An 18,781-nucleotide genomic window follows, 5' to 3' on the forward strand; every position below is an offset into this window, starting at 1 on the left:
ATGTACAACACCTAACCCCTGTGGGACCAACGGCGCCCTTGCGTTGACTCTTGATGAGCAATAGCATCATTTCAGAGGTGATCGAAAAATGAGCAAATTGAAAGCAACCCAAAGCGGTAAGGCCGGCAAGCACAAAGGGCAAGACACCTTTGGCTACTTGTACGCGCGCGGCTTGCGCAAAGCTCGTGTCACTAGCTCGATGGATCTGCGGATGCTCGACCGCATCCGTCGTGGTTCATCCGATGAGCCAGAGGGTGCGCTCGCTGGTTCGCGTCAGACCAAGCTTTCTGCCAGTGCGTAAACCACGACAGAGTGAGAACTGGGCGACCTTGGTCGCCTTTTTTGTGTTTATCCTGTGACAGCGAATAGCATTGCCCGCCAATCTCAGCGAAATCCCGGCTTCTGCCGATGTGGTGGTCAACGAACTGCCTCCGCGCCGGAAGGCTCCCGTTGGCCCATCGCCCTCGGCATCCAGCAAATGATCGAACTGAGTTCATTACTGGCGAACCATGCACTGGATAACGTCTACCCACGATAGCCGCTACACCCTCGCCACAAGTCTCAGGGCGTTACGAATGGCTTGTTTATTCCCCTTCCGCCACCCTTCTCCCAACCCACGCATTCCTGCGTCATTGCCTACAACTACGCCAGAATCCGCCGGCTTGTGCGCCTTGCTCTCACCACCTATCGTCTCCCTGTCGCTGACACCAGCGAACGGGTTTGGCGGCCCGGTTGACGAAAGTTCCTCATGTGAAAGGAGCTTCACTATGTTCAAGAGCAAACCAAACCCAGCAGAAACAGATCCCAACTCCCCCTATTTGGATGGCCTCAACGCAAAAAAGCTCGACGAAGCCTCCAAGCGCGCACTGGACTATTACCTGGCGCCCAAACCCGTAAAACCTGCGGAAACCATTCAACCCGGGCAGCTATTCACCGTCGTAAAAGACATCGACAATGAATCCCTCCTGGCCAACCTCAGCGAAACCCTGGCTTCAGCTGATGCGATGGTCGGCGACCTGGCCTTCGAACTGGAAGGTTCCCGCCGCCACATCGCTCTCGGCATCCAGCAACTGATCGAACTCAGTTCATTGCTGGCGAACCGAGCGCTGGATAACGTCGACCCACGCTAACCGCGCCCCCTCCAACCCCTGTGGCGAGGGAGCAAGCGCTCATGGAACAAAGTGTGTGGACCGGCAAACGCGGATTGATCGTTCCCCACGCTCTGCGTGGGAATGCATCCCGTGACGCTCTGCGTCACCTCCAGAGCGGAACGCGGAGCGTCCCTGGCGGCGTTTCCACGCGGGAGCGTGGGAACGATCAAAACGCATGCTTCCAGGCACACCGCGTCGACCGGTTTGCGACGGGAGCAAGCGCCCTCGCCACAGGTTGCCGGCAGCCATGCAAGCATCGTCTATGCCCCAACCCCGCGCACACCCGCGCCAACAAGGGGCGATTTACGGTCAAACCTTTTGGCCATTTTGATCCCCTTTTGGCCTCTCCTGCCGTTCTCTGAAACGCCCTGCGCCGCAAGACTGTGATTCAACGAATCAGCCCTGCGGAGAACAACAATGCTGACGATCTACTCAGACGATCACCACCTGCACCACGGACGTTGCGAGTTGATGGACGGGCAGTTGATGCCTTGCTTCGAAATGCCGTCCCGGGCCGACCATGTGCTGGATCGGGTCAAGGCTCAGGCACTGGGCCCGGTGCAGGCGCCGCAGGATTTCGGCCTCGCGCCGATCCAGCGTATCCACAGCGCGGCGTACCTGGAATTCTTCAAAGGGGCTTGGGATCGCTGGGCGGAACACCACCGCGACGGCGATTTGCTGCCCTTCACCTGGCCGGCGCGGACCCTGCGCGCGGTCATTCCGAAAAGCTTGCACGGTCAGCTCGGTTATTACAGCTTCGACGGCGGCGCGCCGATTACCGCGGGTACCTGGCAAGCGGCGTACAGCGCCGCCCAGGTTGCCCTCACCGCCCAGGCTGAAATCCAGCGCGGTGCCCGCAGTGCCTTTGCGCTGTGCCGGCCGCCAGGGCACCACGCCGCCAGCGACTTGATGGGCGGTTATTGCTACCTGAACAACGCCGCCATCGCCGCTCAGGCGTTCCTTGACCAGGGCCATAAAAGGGTCGCGATCCTTGATGTCGATTACCACCACGGCAACGGCACCCAATCGATTTTCTACGAGCGCAGCGACGTATTGTTCACCTCGATCCATGGCCACCCGGAATTCGAATTTCCATTCTTCCTCGGTTACGCCGACGAGCGCGGTGAAGGCGCCGGCGAGGGTTTCAATTTCAACTACCCTTTGCCCGCAGGTTCAGGTTGGGACACCTGGAGCGCCGCGCTGGAGCAAGCCTGCGGCGAAACCCAAGGCTACGACGCCGATGTCATCGTCGTGTCCCTGGGCGTGGACACCTTCAAGGACGACCCGATCTCCCAGTTCAAGCTCGACAGCCCGGATTACCTGGCGATGGGCAAGCGCATCGCGGCGCTCGGCAAGCCGACCCTGTTCGTGATGGAAGGCGGCTACGCGGTGGCAGAAATCGGCATCAATGCGGTGAACGTTCTCGAAGGTTTTCAAAGCGCCCAATGAGGAATAAAGCATGAAAAGACTCAAGCGTTTAATGGCTCCGGCCCTATGCGCCGCGCTGCTTTGCGGCGCTGTCCAGGCCGAAGAGCGCACCTTGCGTGTCTACAACTGGTTCGACTACATCACGCCAAAGGCCTTGGATGATTTCAAGGCGCAGAACAGCCAGGTCAAGCTGGTCTACGATATCTTCGACACCAACGAGGCCCTGGAGGCCAAGTTGCTGACGGGTAATTCCGGCTACGACGTGGTGGTGCCGTCCAACGTGTTCCTGGCCAAGCAGATCGAGGCCGGCGTGTTCCAGCCCCTGGACCGCAGCAAACTGCCGAACTGGAACCACCTCGACCCCAAGCTGATGAAGCTGATCGAAGCCAATGACCCAGGCAACAAATTCGCCGTGCCCTACATGTACGGCACCATCCTGATCGGCTTCAACCCGGACAAGGTCAAGGCGGCCCTGGGTGACAACGCGCCGGTGGACAGCTGGGACCTGATCTTCAAGGAAGAGAACATCAGCAAGCTCAAGCAGTGCGGCGTGGCGCTGCTCGACTCACCTTCGGAAATCCTGCCCCTGGCCTTGCAGCACCTGGGCCTGGACCCCAACAGCAAGAAGCCGGCGGACTACGCCAAGGCCGAAGCGCTGATGATGAAGATTCGCCCACACATCACCTACTTCCACTCCTCCAAGTACATGGCCGACATCGCCAACGGCGACATCTGCGTGGCGGTGGGTTACTCCGGCAGCTTCTCCCAGGCGGCCAACCGCGCCAAAGAGGCCAAGAACGGTGTGACGGTCGACATGCGCCTGCCCAAGGAAGGCGCGCCGATCTGGTTCGACATGCTCGCCATTCCCAAAGGGGCCGCCAATCCAGGCGACGCCTACGCCTTCATCAATTACTTGCTGCAACCGCAGGTGATCGCGCCGGTCAGTGATTTTGTCGGCTATCCGAACCCGAACAAGGACGCCACGGACATGGTCGACCCGGCGATCCGCAACAACCCCAACCTGTATCCGACCGAGGCGGCGATGACCACGCTCTACACCTTGCAACCCTTGCCCAGGGACGCCGAACGGGCGCGTACTCGGGCCTGGACGCGGATCAAGTCCGGCCAGTAGCTCAGCCTGTAGCAAGGCGTTTGTCTGGCCCGGGGATAGGGTGGCCTCTCACCCGGGCTGACACTGCGCCCTATACATAGTTACCACCATCCCTGTTTTGCCGCGCCCTAGCATGGCGTTCCCGAAGCGTTCGGCTTTGGGCATGCCATGTATCGCGAGACAGGGAGACTCAGATGACCCAACCCTTAACCCCTACACCCGCCGCACCCGACGCCAGCCTTGGCGACGCGGTGCTCAACCAGTTACTCGCCGGCCCGACCTCGCCGGAGGTAGCCGCCGCCCTTCTGCGCAGTGCGCTCAAGAAGCTCTATCCCCATTTGCATCTGGACCCGAACAATACTGTGGTCGCTGAGCCGGACTGGGAAATCGTCGACGGCCAGATCGTTGAGCGGCCCACGCGTTACCAGACACTCAGCAACATGCTGGCGGCACGGATGAATGAGGACTATGCGACGCTGCTGATAGAGGGCTTTCACTTTCTGACCCACCTGCCATTGACGACCCCCGAGGTGCACCTGCCGGTGCGCATCGCTCAGATCGGCAGCCTGATCAATGAACTCGCGCCCGTCATGGTGTCCGCCTGCCAGGAACAGCAACTGGTGTACTGGAACGCCACGATCGGCACCGCGCCGCCGCGCTGGCATGAGCTCTCCAGTCTGCTGCACAGACTCTGGGACGTTAAGCAGGTCAAGGGCTGGACGGACTCCGACTGTGCCATGGCCAGGCAACTGTTCCTGTACCCCGACCTGCAGGACCGCAAGGCCAACGACCCTTATGACACCCATGCGTACCTGATCGACATCGATGAAGTGAATGGCGACAAGTTGACACGCATGGTCGACAACTCCCTGGTGGTGCTGATCGGAACCGTCGACAAAAAACAGACCATCCTCGCCTACTCGCTGCGTCGCAGCTACGAGAAGTTCGACTCGCTGCAAGCATTGGAGCAGACCCTGCCTGATCATCTGGGCAACGTGGAGGGCAAGAAGATCCAGTGGCGCTTCTTTGAGCCCGAAGGCAACATTTTCGATCACAAGGCCTGCGGTTTGATTGCCACCCAGGTACAGATCCTGGGCTCTCCCGAAATCCTGAAAGGGTTCATGGCCGACGACAGCGAGCAGCCCGCGCTCAATGGAACACAGACCGACACCGGTCCTGATGCGGCCTGGTACGAGAAGCAGATGCCTGACTGGCTCCAGCAAGCATCGACGTCCGACCAGATCCTGTTCGCCCAACACATGAAGAACCTGTCCGCGCTGAGCAGCTCCCATGCCGGCAAGACCTACCTGGACGATATTCCCCCCATCAAACACTATGCGCTGAACGCGTTGAAACAGCAGATGCAAGCGGAGCATGCCGACGCCGCGACGCTCGACCCGCAACGGATCGAACTGCAAATCCGCAGCCCCGTCGTCTGGGGCACCTTCGTTGTTCCCGGCAAAATCGAGATCACGCGGCTCAACCTCGTCGACCTGGCGCTACAGAACCTGATTGCGCTGCCCCTTGGCGACAAAGTGGTCCGGTCTCTCGACGGCGACAAGCTGCCCGGATGGATGACGGTCGATTACGTCGAAAATCTGGTGACCAAGGTCGACGTCGGTCGCGTTTATCCCGAACTGGTCAAGAGCAAGCTACTGGGCGATACCGTCGAATCGACCCGCCGGGAAAATCTCTACACTGCTCAGCTACGCATCCAGTTACCCATGCTGGCGCTGGAGAGCAAGATTCGCGGCGATTGCAACATCGACGAGCGCGGCTACCGTTACATCGCCGCCGTGATGGAGACCGACGAAGCCGAGCGCAAGGTCGACGGGCAGACGATCGTCGTGCGCGAGCTGGCTTTCGTCTCCGGCCAGTCCCAGGGCACTGCGGGGGACGTCGTGACCAACATGTTCGTGATCGGTCCGCTGGATTTCGATGCAGGTCCCTGCGTGCTCTATCGCCCGCTGCTGGAACCGCAGCTGTGCCAGTATCCGACGCCGAGCAATCTGATCTACGCCATCCGGCAGACACCCTCCTTGCGTCAATCGGTGCTGGCCTGGCTGCCCGACGGAGTACGCGAGAACTACAGCCGATACCTCTTTTCCGGGCCGATCCCCTCGCCCTGGATGATCGTCGAATTCGCCACCGACCCCTTCTCTTCGTGGACCAACAGCGCCCCCGTCAGCTTGAGCAACCAGACTCTGGGGGCGGATTTTCTGCCGCGGTTGTTCAGGTCCAATGCCGAGGCCCTGACCGCCCTCGCTGACCGTCAGTCTGTGTCCAATAACGAGAACCGCTGGGAAACCTTCAAACAGGCCAGTTGGTTGATTTTCAACCTGGCCCTGCCCTACCTCGGGGCTGCGGTAGGCACCGCCATCTGGCTTTGGCAAATCCTCGACGACGTTGAAACGATGACACAAGGCGACGAAGAAACCGACAGCCAGGCCACGTGGGAAGCATTTGTCGACCTGTTGCTGAACATGGCCATGGCGATTACCGCACACGCCATCGAGCGCGCCCGGGAGAATACTGGCAGCCGCCTGACAGAAGCCCCCCCGGTCGTGCCCGAGCTGGAAAAACTGGCCAAGCCTGCGCCCATCATCGAGCAATTCATACCGCCCAAGGACACCAGACTGCCCGCCGAGCACTACGACACTATTCATTCCAGTGGCGCCTTGGCGGGCAAGTCCGGCGAGCATGCCAAGCTGCTCAGGCCCTTGAGCGTCAACAAGCCCGAGCACGCCGAACAGCTCAAGAGCGAAGGCCCGCTCAAGGGCCTCTACCAACAGGGCGATGACTGGTTCGCCAAAATGGCCGACAAGTGGTTCAAGGTAAAGGTGGAAGGGGACCATGTGTCCATCGTCGACGAAAAAGACCCCTCCCACCCAGGGCCGGCGCTGATGCGCCATGCCCACGGCGAATGGCATGTCGACACGCGCCTGCGTCTGCACGGTAGAGGATCGAAAGGTGCCCGGCAGGAGGTCATCGCCGATGCCAGGCGCCGTGGCACTCAGTTGCTGGCGCAGTTGACTCGCTTCGAAGAAAAGAAAATCGAAGGCCAGAAGTTGCTGACCATGGATGCCAAGGAGCTGGGTAAGGCGTCCGGCTCTGCCAAGGAGCTCAAACGCATCGTCTATTTGAGTACGTTGAAGACCCAACGGGAAAGCTACGAAGAAGCGTTGAAGATCCTGACCGAATGGCCGGTCTTTCAATCAAGGCCTGACGCGCCTCAACTCCGACTCGGCTACTTGAACGCGCAGATCAATTTTACGTTCGAGGAAATAGACGCACTGAAGGCTCGCTTCACCCCCGCCCTGAGAGAAGCCCTGGACATGGCCACTTCGACTATCGAGGAAGTCGAGCAGCAACACGTCGATGCTGCCGATGCCATGATCCGGGTCGGTGACGACATGATCGAGCGCCTGGATTACATGGAAACCCGCTTCTACCGACTCAAGAAGCAGGGGCGCGAAGGCTTTGAATTCCTGCGCCAGCACCGCGGGAAAATGCCGGCCTACAAAAGCGATGCGATCCGCCTGATCCAGTTGGACATGTATCGCCACCTCTGCCTGTCGCTCGACAGCATCCACACCGTGCCTGAGGGGTGGGTAGATCTCAACCAAGTGGTCGATAACATCACGGTTGCGTTCCAAAGCCTGCACGACGCTATCGAGGAGCGAAGTGTGATCAGGCTGGACGAACAGATCGATGCATTCGGCAGCCTGACGGAACAGTTCACCGCCATCGAAGAACATCTCGAATACCTGGGCGATGAATATAAGGCCAGTGTGCGCCCGGCAGAACTCAATCGACTGATAAAGCAGATTGGCCAGATCAAGAAACGCGCAGTCCGTCACCTGGCCTGGACCCTCGATGAGCGAAGCAACCGGCGCAGCGTCGGCAACCCGTACGAGCAGCGCCCCCGGCCTCGGAAAAAGTTCATCAGGGCGCGTTTCTGGGGTCTGGTCAGTGGCGAACCCCGGCTCTCGAAGACCAAGGAAGAGACGGGCTGGGTCGATGTGAAAAACCCGCTTTCAGAAAAAATCATTGCCACATTTCATCGCAAGGAAACCGGTGAATGGGTGCCTCACGTCATCGCCGAAGCGCCGGCGCCCGTTCCTGCGTTGGCAACCAGCATCACCAAGGGCAAGGCCCTGATTGACGGGCTGGCAGCGTTCAAGACGCAAATCCAGGAATACGCCAACAAACCCAGTCGATCACCCACCGGCATCGGGATGATTCTGAATGCACACGCAGGCCGCATGGAGAAAGTCGCCGTGGCGATCACCAAGGCGCTGGACAATGCCTCTAACGAAACGGTGGGTGTGTCGGCCCAAGACCGGCAGTTGGCCGAGTCCACCCGCAAAACACTCAAGCAGGCGTCCAAGACCCTTTATGAGGAAGGGTTCGAAGGCATCCTCAAGGTCATCAAACAACGGCCACCGACCATGAGTGGCCTGATATGGCTTAAAAGCCGGAACCAGATTTCCATCACTCGGCAAAAGAACCGGCAACGCCTCAGAGGTCCTGTTTATGGCTATCTGGACCGGTACGAGATCAAGGACCTGAAAGAGAACAAAACGCTGTGGTTCGCCGACTTCCGTTATTCCACTGACTGGGCGCCTGCCCATGCTTATCTTTCGGCGCGTTTGAAAACACCGGAACAAGTCAGCCTGGGCCGGGCCGCCGACTCGACCAAGGAATTGACCCAGCGGCAACTGATCGATCTTTACCGCAGCGAAATTGCCGTGGACCAAGCCAGGGAGGTGTTCTTTCCAAAACGACTGTCGTGACGGACAAAGCCAGGCGTCTGGCGAAGGCCCGGCACTCATGTCTGCCAAGCCTTCGCCAGACGCGCCAGCGCGGCATCGATCGCCGCTGGCGGGACCGCCGCGAACCCCAGCACCAGCCCCGCCCGTACCTGCGTCGGGGTAGTGGCAGGCAACCAGTAGCTGCTCAAGCCATTGACCTCGACGCCGGCTTCGGTGGCCCGGGCGATCAGTTCGCGCTCACGCTCAAGGCTGTCCACCGGTACGGTGACATGCAACCCGGCCACGACCGTGGGCATGGCACCGACGCCCGCAACGCCCTTCGGCCAACCGACCAGCAGCGCATCACGCCGCGTCAGGGCGGCCCGCCGCATGCGCCGGATGTGCCGTTGGAAATGCCCGGCGGCCATGAACTCGGCCATCACGGCCTGGGTGCTGACTTCCGAATGGCGCACATCTACCGCGCGGCGGCGGGCGAACGCATTGACCAGGCCGGGCGGCAACACCAGGTAGCCCAGGCGCAGGGCCGGAAACGCCACTTTGCCGAACGTGCCGACATAGAGCACACGGCCCTGGCGATCCAGTGCCGCCAAGGGCGCCAGGGGCGCGCCGCTGTAGCGGTACTCGCCATCGTAGTCATCCTCGACGATCCAACCATCGTTGCGTTCAGCCCAGGCCAGCAGCTCCAGCCGCCGCGCGAGGCTCATGACCACGCCGGTCGGGTATTGATGGGACGGCGTGACGTAGGCCAGCCGGCAGTGGCTCAACGCACCAAGCGCCGTGCAATCAAGGCCATCGCTATCGACCGGTACACCCCTCACCTCGGCACCGGCCACGGCAAACGCATGCCCGGCGGCGCGGTAGCCGGGATTTTCCACCGCCACGACGTCGCCGGGGTCCACCAACAGCTGTGCACAAAGGCTGATGCCCTGCTGCGCGCCGCTGGTGATCACAATTTGTTCAGCGGTGCAGTGCAGGCCACGGGAGCTGCGCAAATAAGCGGCAATCAGACCGCGCAGACGTGCGTCGCCTTGGGAATCGCCGTAGCACAGCTGTTGCAGATCCGGCTTGCGCCAAAAAGCCGCATTCAGCTTGGCCCAGACGTCGAACGGGAATAGATCGAACGCCGGAACGCCGACCCGGAACGCCTTGGGCGGACCACTGGGCGGCTGGGGTAAATGGTGTTTTTCGACGCGGTTCAAGGCATCGCTGTGGATAACTTTACTGGATGGGCCCACAGGTAAATCGAGCCAATCTGTGGATAAGGCTGTGGGTAAGCCTGTTGAAAACCCTGTGGATATTTTTGTGGATATGTTTTTCAGCGGCAGCGCCGTCGAAGACAGTTTTGCCACATAAGTCCCATCGCCCACGCGCCCTTCGATGAAGCCCTCGGCGTAGAGCTGGTCGTAGGCCCGTACCACGCTGTTGCGCGAGATCGACAAGGCCGCCGCCAGGTCACGGCTGGCGGGCAGACGCGTGCCGCTGGCCAGGCGCCCGTCCAACACCCGCGTGCGTAAAGCCTGGTAAAGCTGACGACTGAGCCCCTGACGGCGGTCCAACTCGATTCCGGCGGGATTGAACGACAGTGGCGGCACGGCGTTGTTCATGACAATCCTCGCAAATGGACCTATCGAATTGATCATAAGTGGCTCTTACAACAGACCAATAGCCTGCCTAGGATGCTCGCATTCGCCAAGGAAAATCGTCATGTACAACCCGAAAGCCTTTGCCGTCGAAGACCTGCCCCAACTGCATGGCATGATGAATGATTGCCGTCTGGCCGTATTGATCACTCACGGTGAACACGGCTTGCAGGCCAGCCACTTGCCGCTGTTGCTGGACACCCAGCAAGGCCCCAATGGCAGCCTTTACGGGCACATGGCCCGGGCCAATCCACAATGGCGCGACTTGCAGGCCGGCGCCGAAGCCTTGGTGATCTTCGCCGGAGCCGATGCCTATGTGAGCCCGGGTTTCTACCCCAGCAAGGCCGAACACGGCAAAGTCGTGCCGACCTGGAACTACGTGGCGGTACACGCCTACGGCACGGCCGAGGTGTTCAGCGACCCTCATCGTCTGCGCGACCTGGTCGGCGCCCTCACCGATCGCCACGAAAGCGGCCGCGCCCAACCGTGGACAATCGATGACGCACCGGCCGAGTACATCGACAGCATGCTCAAGGCCATCGTCGGCTTCGCCCTGCCGATCCAGCGCCTGGAAGGCAAGCGCAAGCTCAGCCAGAACCGCAGCCCAGCCGACGCCGCCGGCGTGCGCAACGGCCTCGCCGCCAGCCTCGACCCACAGGACCAGACGCTCGCGCGGCTGATGCCTGACCCATCGTCCAAGGAGTGAATATGAGCCAGATCGAAATCCGCCTCGTCAGCGCTGACGATCACGCCGCGTGGCTGCCGTTGTGGCAGGCCTACTTGCGTTTCTACAACACCGAATTGCCGGACGCGGTCAGCCAAAGCACCTGGCAACGCTTGCTCGATGACCGCGAGCCAACCCACGGCGCCCTCGCCTGGAACGGCGACACGGCAGTGGGCCTGGTGCATTTCATTTATCACCGTTCGAACTGGAGCATTGAAAACTCCTGCTACCTGCAAGACTTGCTGGTGACGGAGCAGAGCCGTGGCACCGGCGTCGGTCGCCAGCTCATCGAGTTCGTCTACCGAACAGCCAAGGCCGAGGGTTGCTGCAAGGTGCACTGGTTGACCCACGAAACCAACGCGACCGCGATCCAGCTCTACGAGCGCATCGCCGAGCGGCCAGGCTTCATCCAATTTCGCAAAGCCCTGTAAGGAGCGCAGCATGTCGACTTCACTCGCCGCTTGGAAAGGTGTCCCGGCGCCCTCTACGCAACTGATCGAAGGGCGTTTCATCCGCCTGGAAAAACTCGACCCGGCACGGCATGCCGACGGTCTGTGGCAAGCCCTCGAAGGTCCCGGGGCCGACCCGAAGCTCTGGGATTACTTGCCTTACGGCCCGTTCAAGGACCGCGACGCTTTCGATGCCTGGCTGGCGAATCATGCAGCCAATACCGACCCGTACTTCTTCAGCGTGATCGACCGCACCAGTGGTGACGTGCAAGGCATTCTCAGCCTGATGTCCATCGTCCCGGCCCAGGGTCGCATCGAGATCGGCCATGTGACCTTCGGCGCGCCGATGCAACGTTCGCCGAAAAGCACCGAGGCGGTGTACTTGTTGGCCAAGGAGTCTTTCGCCCTGGGTTATCGCCGCCTGGAATGGAAGTGCAACAACGGCAACGCCCGCTCCAAATACGCCGCCGAACGGTTGGGGTTCACCTTTGAAGGCGTGTTCCGCCAGCACATGGTGGTCAAGGGGCAGAACCGCGACACCGCGTGGTATTCGATGCTCGACTCGGAATGGCCGGCGATTGGGGCGGGATTCGAGCGGTGGCTGAGTGAGGAGAACCAGCGCGAGGGTGGGCAGGTGCTGGGGTTGGTGGAGTGTCGTTCATCGGTTGTGGGTGACTGAGGGTCCGATCGCGAGCAAGCTCGCTCCCACAAGGGATCTGCGGTGAGCACTGGATCTGTGCACACTGAAGAATCCCTGTGGGAGCGAGCTTGCTCGCGAAGACGGCGTTACAGTCAACATTATTGCCAACTGACCCACCGCATTCGCGAGCAAGCCCGCTCCCACAGGGCTTGGCGGTGTCACTCAGGTTTAGGCTTCACCTCACCAATCTTCTTGAGTGAATCCGGGGTCACACCTCGCCTTGCGTACTGCCAGGCCCAGTCCGGAATGGCCAGATGGCTTTCCACGTACACGGCAAAATCCAGGCGGCTATGGCCCAGGCGATCGGTCGGGAAATCGAAGTTATACAGATACTGCTGGGCCCGCCGTTGGCCGATGGACAGCAGACGCTGGATAATCTGGTTCGCGCGGAATTCTTCCGGTGCAAGGCTGCCTCTCAAGGCCAGGGCAAGATGCAACTCGGAATTCAGTGCCCGGGGTTCGGCCAGTGTCTTTCGGATGGTGGCGTCGCTGAAGTGCGGCCCGATCAGGTCGGCCCAGATCTGGCTGGCGTACTCCTTTCGGAGTTTCTGCAGAGAGCTCCACAGATTCGGGGTCTCGAACAACAGGGCAACCCTGGCGTTGGACGGCGGCTGCCCCGCAAAGCTAAACAGTTTTGCGACCGCGGGAATGTCGTTGTCCATGATGTTGCCCCACGCGCCCCCCAGGAACACCAGGAAATCCGCCAGTTCTTCATGACGCGTGACGATATTCTCCAGGTTCCGGTCGTCAAACAACTGCATCCAGTCGACATCGATGCTTTCGGTGCGCTGCAATTCGCTGTAGCGGGTACTCGCATACTCCGCAAGAAGCTGGAAACGCCTATCGGACAAGGTCGGGTTACGTAGCCACCGGGCCACTTCGCCGACCCGCAACAAACCGCCCAGGTTATGCGCGATGATCGGCGACCTGAACAGAAAATTCGCCCGTCTCAGCAAGACGGGAAAACGCCCGAGAGCGGTCTTGAACAAGTTGACAGTCCTATCGGCCCTGTCCGTGTAAATGAAATGATCGAACAGCTCCGAAGTATCACTGACGTACTTGCCAGAATCGGCCACCAACAGACTCTTGGCATCATCCAGATCATCGCTATTGACCAGGTAGGCCCCATCGAGCAGGGCTTCAAGCTGGTCTTCGTCCAGATGACCGTGCAGCGCTTCGTCATACAGGATATAAGCCGAACTGTTATTGGGATGGTGATTGACCAGTTGCCTTGCGGTCACGCCGTACTCCAGCAGGATATGGGCCACGTCAGGAGTGATCAGGAGGAACTGGTCATCAAGCAGCGCCTGGATCAGTTCAGGCTCAAAGGGCCCCTCCAGGATGTCCTGGAACAGTTGGTCCATGGATTGTCTTTCCTGCCCTGTGAAGGGAGCGTTGATGCTTGGCACCAATCTGGCCGGAGGCCGATCAGACAATATACGCCCGACTTGCTCGAGGATTTCTGGCGGCAACCTGGTTCCAGGGTGTGCAGTGATCGCCGTGCGCACCGAACTGTTCGCATACAAGTCCAGATAACGCAGGACCGGTTGAAACAGGCGAAGCGGATTGGGCGCGCCATAAACAATCCGAGTGAGATCGAGCATCGCCGCCTGCCCCATCAGGTTGACCAGCGAAGGCGCATTTTCAAAAAGCGCTTCCTGGATCCGGGTGGCTTGCGGCGGCAGGTAATGGCCTAGCTGCGGATGCTGATCGACATAATCGGCCACTTCGTTTCGCAAACCTTGCATCGAAAACGTTTCCTGCGCTTGCCCTTCATTCAAGCCACGCGTCATAGCATTGAAGAAACAATCGCCGTCGGCAGGAATCTCGACGATCTCTTCGCCCAGCACCACGCTGTAATGATTCTGCGCCGTTCGACGCAACACCACATCGGTGTCTGCTCGATCCGGATGGCCATCCATTGGAAAAATGGTTTCGTCCTGCCCAGGGCTATAGCGCACCGACCAGACACGCTCAGGCGTCAACTCATCGATGATCAACAGGCTACGGTTCTGTGGCCAACTCGCCAGACGCGTCATGATCGACGGGACCAGGTCCATGACCTGGGTGTTCCAGGTACCCGGGGTCCGAATCGAAGCGGCAACGGTAGAGAGCGCCATGGTCGGGATCTTGGGCTTGGATGGCCCGGGCTGAGGCGATGAGTCCGCCGGTCGTTTACCGCCTCCCCGACCGAATCCCACGGTGCGCCATTCTCCGTCCGACATTCGCGCCACCGTACTTCTCATGACGCCGCTGGAGCGGATGTTCAACCCTGTCAGCGGATCGACCAACACAGCCTCGGTGGCGTTCAGCTTCGTCTGGTCGTGGACCCGGAACACCGTCCCGTCGGGCTGGCGTACGTACACCGGACGAGCCGTGACACTACCGGTGGCGGCGTCGCTGACCGTCGCACGATAGAAGCCCCGCGTGTCGGCTGCCAGGCCTCGTATAACCGAGGTATCCGCCACGGCATAACGGCCGTAGATCGCGCTGTCCAACGGCAATCCGGTCAGCGCCTCCTCCGGACTCTGGCGTGCCGTCACCGCGCGGAAAAACGACTGGCTTCGCGTGGGCACCGCCACGCCTGCGGACAGGCGCCATCCACCGTGGTTCGCTATGGTGTGCACCAGCGCCAGGGTTCTCAAGTTCAGCGGAATAGCCCCGGTCCTGAATATCAGCAAACCGGTCTTGATGGCGCTCTTGAGCATCTGGATACCGGGCGCCAGGAACAGCCCGGCCAGTTCCAGGACAATCTCGATCACCATCTGCCCGAACCGGCCATAGGTTTGATGGCGAACATCCCGGTTGCTGTTGGAGCGGTGATCAGCATGGGCGCTGTGAAAGTGCACATGCGCTCGATGCAGCTCCTCAAGCAGGTCACCGGCGATCAACGCGCCGCGAATCAGCGGACGACCACCCTGCTGCCCCAGTGTCCGCTTGATCTCTGCCGGGTTGCTGGTGGAAATGCGCGCCCGGAAATATGCCTGCCAGTCCTCACGGGGCAACAACTGCGCAATGCCATCGCTCAGATCGGCAAACTCATGAAAGTCTTCCCCCTCGGGCGCATCCGGGAAATAAACGCCAACGGTGCCCTTGATATCCGGCCCCGCCCGATCGGAAAAAATCAGCGCGCCATCGATGCTGATCGCATTGCTCTGCCTGGCCTGCTGCCCGCCTGCCGCCATGCTGCCGCCCAGCAAAAGACCGTAGACGTGCACCGTGCGCCCCATGACCGGCGTGCGGTGCCTGGCTGATGGCGAGCGCAGGACCGCGTCTAACCAAAGCCCTAGTTTCTTTGTCGGTTTCGGCGGATTGAAGGCCTTATCGATCAGGCTGGCCTTGAACACCTCGTCGCCCTTGAGCGAGGCCTCGTAGCCTTTGAATTTCAAATTGGCCAGATAGGCGGTCTGCCAGGTCTTTTTGTAGTCCGGTTTATTCATCGCCTCCTTGAGCATGGCTTGATAGCTGCCGCCGGCATCGATGCTCGTCACCATTCGGGCCAGTTCACGTCCCGTCAACGTGATGAAATAGCCGTTGGCCGGATTCCGGATGCGTTGGCCGTCCTCATCGACCAGGTAAGCGCTCAACACTTCGCGCATGCCGTTCGGGTATTGAGCCGGGCGCAGGTTGTCGAGCAACAGTTGGGTCAGGCTGGCGCTGCGGGACTGCCTTGGGTTGGCGCGTTTGCCATAGAAGAAAGTGACCAGGCTCTGGTCCGGATCGGCATCGATGCCGGGGTGCACGGTTTTTTGCAGGTACTCTTTGACCTTCTGGCGGGTGAACTGCAACAAGGTCTGGATATCGCTACGGCCTAATTGATAGGCCGCCTCCAAGACCTGCGTTTCCAGGCTGCGATAGGTCGACTTCTCCGAACGCGTGGCGGTTTTATAGAAATCACCGCGACTGTTTTCAACCAGGATTTCCTGGCGGACCGCCAGCGGCCCGGCCAGCGACAACATGGGCAAGTCCAACGCATCTTCAGCACTCAGGGCAAACGCCGTCAAAGCCACCGTCTCGTTTTGCGCAGCCTTCAAATACCTTTCCAGGGCAGCGCTTTGGGCCTGCAGCAAGTCGTCTGCCGCCACTTCAAACACAGGCCCGGACAATTCAGAGGAGATATCCCGGATCGCACGCTTCTGCCCTTCGTAGATCGGACTCACTTTATTGATCAGGTCTTGGACGGAACTGAATCGCTGTATTCCGCCTTCCAGGGAGTACAGGAACAGATAGGGTTGATCGGTCCGTTTGATCACCATCGCCGCCGGCCATTTCCGGGGCGCGGCGCTGCCCATATCGAGCATGACGGCGTAGACATGGGGAATGGGGGCCCGCAGCAAGCGGTTTCTATCGGCCATGGAAGGGTGGGTGGTGATGAGGTCCAACAGGCGATCTTCCTCAGCCTGCCGGGTTCGGGCGTCCGGGCTTGATTGGGTGCCTGGATCGCGATCGATCCTGTACAGGTCGAACAAGTGCAAAAAACGTCGGGACAGCAGATGAGCGAGTGCCGCGTGCGTGGTGGACGCCGGGGTTGGCGTATCGAGAACGTCTGCGCCGCTGCTGTTACGAAAGCGGATGAGATCGTCGCGCCACTGCTGTTTCAATTCTTCATTGCCGGTGGGCTGGGCGATATAGAACACGGCCTCCAGGGTCGCTGCCGTTTTCGCATCCAGCGGGCCGGCAAAAATGCTGTCGACCTCCTCCACCGAGTCTGGGCGACTGAAAAACCCCACGCTACCGACCGAGTAAGTGGGCGGTGTATCCGTCACCAGGCAGTCCAACATCACGTCGGAAAAACGCTGCGACGAGGTCAATGAACGGCCGCCCGCCGCGTCCACGGTAAAGTGATTCACATACCAGTGATCCGGGTCGATGTCTTGAAGCAGCGATCCACGGAATTTTTTCTCCGGGATCTTCGCCTTGATCCGGCTGGCCAGCAGATTCTTGAGCACCGAGTCGAACGTTGGAAGAGCGGCAAACAAGCGCGCCAGTTTCACCTGATTGGTGTCCAGCAACGCCAATTGCCTGACCTGTTCTTTTTCACGGGCACTGAGCACATTGCCCTGGGCATCCACCTCAGTCATGACGGGCTGGCCGATGCCCTGATAGCCGGGCGCAATGCCGGCGCGCAATTGCTGCAAAACGTCTGGCGCAAGGGCCTTGCCGTTGACCCGCAGTGCCGAGAAGTCCAGGGACATGTGACTGATGTGGGGGTAAATCCAACCTTCGCGCGGCGAATGGCCAGAGGAAGACCCGCGGCTTTGATGAGCGATCAGAAAGCCTCGGGTCACGGCGTCACGCAAAGGCACCGAGGTGCTCTGGGTGGCGGCGGCCGAGTCGATGGTCTCGACTTCTTGATACGTGACGTTGACCTGCGCATCGCCGGTCAGGCCCCATTGACCTAGCCATTGATCGGCGAATACATGCGGTTGAAAGCGAGCGCCGTTGGCTAGCAGGCTGATGGGCTTCAGGCGCGCGGCAGGAAGAGGCGACGACGCGCCAGGTTCATGTTCAGAAAAGACAGACATTGAGGTGTCCCGGTTGTGATGAGGGCTGGGACCCTATCGCGCCGTTCGACCGGAAATGACATACATATGTATAGGGATGGCTGGCGGGCTCGGAGAAAAGCGTAAGCCGGGATGTCCTCGTCACAAAGGCAGTCCAGTGCGTCTCAATGGATACAGGCGGCAGCGTCTACTTTTGTGGCGAGGGGATTCATCCCCGCTGGGCTGCGCAGCAGCCCCAAAGACGCTGAATGCAATCAACCTGACACACCTCAGCGGTAGGTTTCAGGGCTGCTGCGCAGCCCAACGGGGATAAATCCCCTCGCCACAGGGGTACCGTGTCCCCGATCAAAACAGGTTATCCCAACGGTTCAGGCCAGCTGTTGCGCCAACACCGCAATATGCTCCGGCCCGATCCCGCAGCAGCCGCCCAAATGGCTGGCCCCGCGCTTGCGCCAGTCCGCCGCCCATTGCAGGTAACCCGGTGGGTCGAGGTCTTCGCGTAGCGGGTCCAACCCGTCGTTGGCGGTCGCTTCTTTGGGTTGCGGCGGAAAGGCGTTGGCGTAGGCACCGATGTGGATCTTCACCCCCAGACGCTCGAAGGTGTCTCGCGCCGCATCAATGGCCGCACCGATCACTTCCGGCTGGCTGCAGTTGAACAGCAGTGTCTCGACGCCCAGCTCGGCCGCGATCGCCGCCGCGTCCGCCACTGGTTCGCCGGAGCGCAGGCGCGGCACTTCGTCAGTGTCTTCATCTTTCAGGGTGAACGACAGCCAGAACGGCTTGCCGTCCTGCGGCAACCCGGCGTGAATCGCTCGCGCTTCGACGGTAGAGCTTTGAGTCTCGGCCAGCCACAGGTCGACATGGGGCGCCAGGCCGGTCACCAGGGGCGTCAACAGTTCACTGGCGCGGGAAGCGTCGAACAGGTCGGGGCGATAGGAACCGAATAACGGTGGCAGCGACCCGGCCACCCGTACCGCTTTGCCTGAAGCCTGCACCGCCCGCTGCGCCAGCTCTCCAGCGAGGGCGGCCAGTGCCTGGCCTTCCGCGGCGAAACGCGCTTCGCCGATATGGAATGGCACGACCGCATAGCTGTTGCTGGTGATCACGTTGGCGCCGCTGGCGATGTAAGCCGCGTGCACCGCCTCTACCGCCTGGGGCGCTTCGCTCAAGGCCAGGGCCGACCACTCGGGTTGCCGGAACGGCGCGCCACGGCGTTGCAGTTCGCGGCCCATGCCGCCATCGAGAATGACTGTCGTTGCTGCGCCCATATGCGATTCACTCATAAGCTTATGAAAAAAT

General features: G+C 60.5%; 11 protein-coding genes and 1 pseudogene. 9 read left to right on the top strand and 3 right to left on the bottom strand.

The window, feature by feature from the left end; genetic code table 11:
* The first annotated feature begins 88 nt into the window (after nt 1-88).
* The 6 genes and pseudogenes from LOY70_RS29585 (at nt 89) to LOY70_RS29605 (ending at nt 8,486) form a co-directional block, all read left to right on the top strand.
* Entirely contained in the window at nt 89-301 is a 213-nt protein-coding gene (locus LOY70_RS29585; protein ID WP_123344497.1) for a hypothetical protein, read from the top strand.
* Between the two features lie 70 nt (nt 302-371).
* Nucleotides 372-538: pseudogene (locus tag LOY70_RS30330) on the top strand (DUF6124 family protein); the annotation flags it as partial.
* 229 nt (nt 539-767) lie between these two features.
* A complete protein-coding gene (locus LOY70_RS29590) occupies nt 768-1,130 on the top strand; it encodes a DUF6124 family protein (protein ID WP_265032162.1) in 363 nt (120 codons plus the stop codon).
* 438 nt (nt 1,131-1,568) lie between these two features.
* A complete protein-coding gene (locus tag LOY70_RS29595; RefSeq protein WP_265032164.1) occupies nt 1,569-2,600 on the top strand; it encodes a histone deacetylase family protein in 1,032 nt (343 codons plus the stop codon).
* Nucleotides 2,601-2,610: 10 nt separating this feature from the next.
* Nucleotides 2,611-3,711, top strand: coding sequence for a polyamine ABC transporter substrate-binding protein (locus LOY70_RS29600; protein ID WP_265032165.1), 1,101 nt, complete (start codon nt 2,611-2,613; stop codon nt 3,709-3,711).
* 173 nt (nt 3,712-3,884) lie between these two features.
* Complete coding sequence (locus LOY70_RS29605; RefSeq protein WP_265032167.1) at nt 3,885-8,486, top strand: dermonecrotic toxin domain-containing protein; 4,602 nt, start codon at nt 3,885-3,887, stop codon at nt 8,484-8,486.
* 35 nt (nt 8,487-8,521) lie between these two features.
* Here LOY70_RS29605 and LOY70_RS29610 read toward each other — a convergent pair whose 3' ends face one another.
* Nucleotides 8,522-10,069 carry a PLP-dependent aminotransferase family protein gene (locus LOY70_RS29610; RefSeq protein ID WP_265032169.1) on the bottom strand — a complete coding sequence of 516 codons (1,548 nt, stop codon included), beginning with the start codon at nt 10,067-10,069 and terminating at the stop codon, nt 8,522-8,524.
* Between the two features lie 100 nt (nt 10,070-10,169).
* Between LOY70_RS29610 and LOY70_RS29615 the strand changes: the two genes are divergently transcribed.
* From LOY70_RS29615 to LOY70_RS29625, 3 genes are read left to right on the top strand one after another with little or no spacing between them, the layout of a single operon-like run.
* A complete protein-coding gene (locus LOY70_RS29615) occupies nt 10,170-10,811 on the top strand; it encodes an FMN-binding negative transcriptional regulator (RefSeq protein ID WP_265032171.1) in 642 nt (213 codons plus the stop codon).
* 2 nt (nt 10,812-10,813) lie between these two features.
* On the top strand, nt 10,814-11,260 hold the full coding sequence (locus LOY70_RS29620) for a GNAT family N-acetyltransferase (RefSeq protein WP_265032172.1): 447 nt from the start codon (nt 10,814-10,816) through the stop codon (nt 11,258-11,260).
* 10 nt (nt 11,261-11,270) lie between these two features.
* Complete coding sequence (locus LOY70_RS29625; protein ID WP_265032173.1) at nt 11,271-11,957, top strand: GNAT family N-acetyltransferase; 687 nt, start codon at nt 11,271-11,273, stop codon at nt 11,955-11,957.
* A gap of 179 nt (nt 11,958-12,136) precedes the next feature.
* Here LOY70_RS29625 and LOY70_RS29630 read toward each other — a convergent pair whose 3' ends face one another.
* Together LOY70_RS29630 and LOY70_RS29635 are read right to left on the bottom strand one after the other, a co-directional pair.
* On the bottom strand, nt 12,137-17,503 hold the full coding sequence (locus tag LOY70_RS29630; RefSeq protein WP_265032175.1) for an OTU domain-containing protein: 5,367 nt from the start codon (nt 17,501-17,503) through the stop codon (nt 12,137-12,139).
* Nucleotides 17,504-17,850: 347 nt separating this feature from the next.
* Nucleotides 17,851-18,750 carry a homocysteine S-methyltransferase family protein gene (locus LOY70_RS29635; RefSeq protein ID WP_265032176.1) on the bottom strand — a complete coding sequence of 300 codons (900 nt, stop codon included), beginning with the start codon at nt 18,748-18,750 and terminating at the stop codon, nt 17,851-17,853.
* Between the last annotated feature and the right edge of the window lie 31 nt (nt 18,751-18,781).

The sequence above is a fragment of the Pseudomonas sp. B21-054 genome (assembly GCF_026016345.1).
GTDB lineage: Bacteria > Pseudomonadota > Gammaproteobacteria > Pseudomonadales > Pseudomonadaceae > Aquipseudomonas.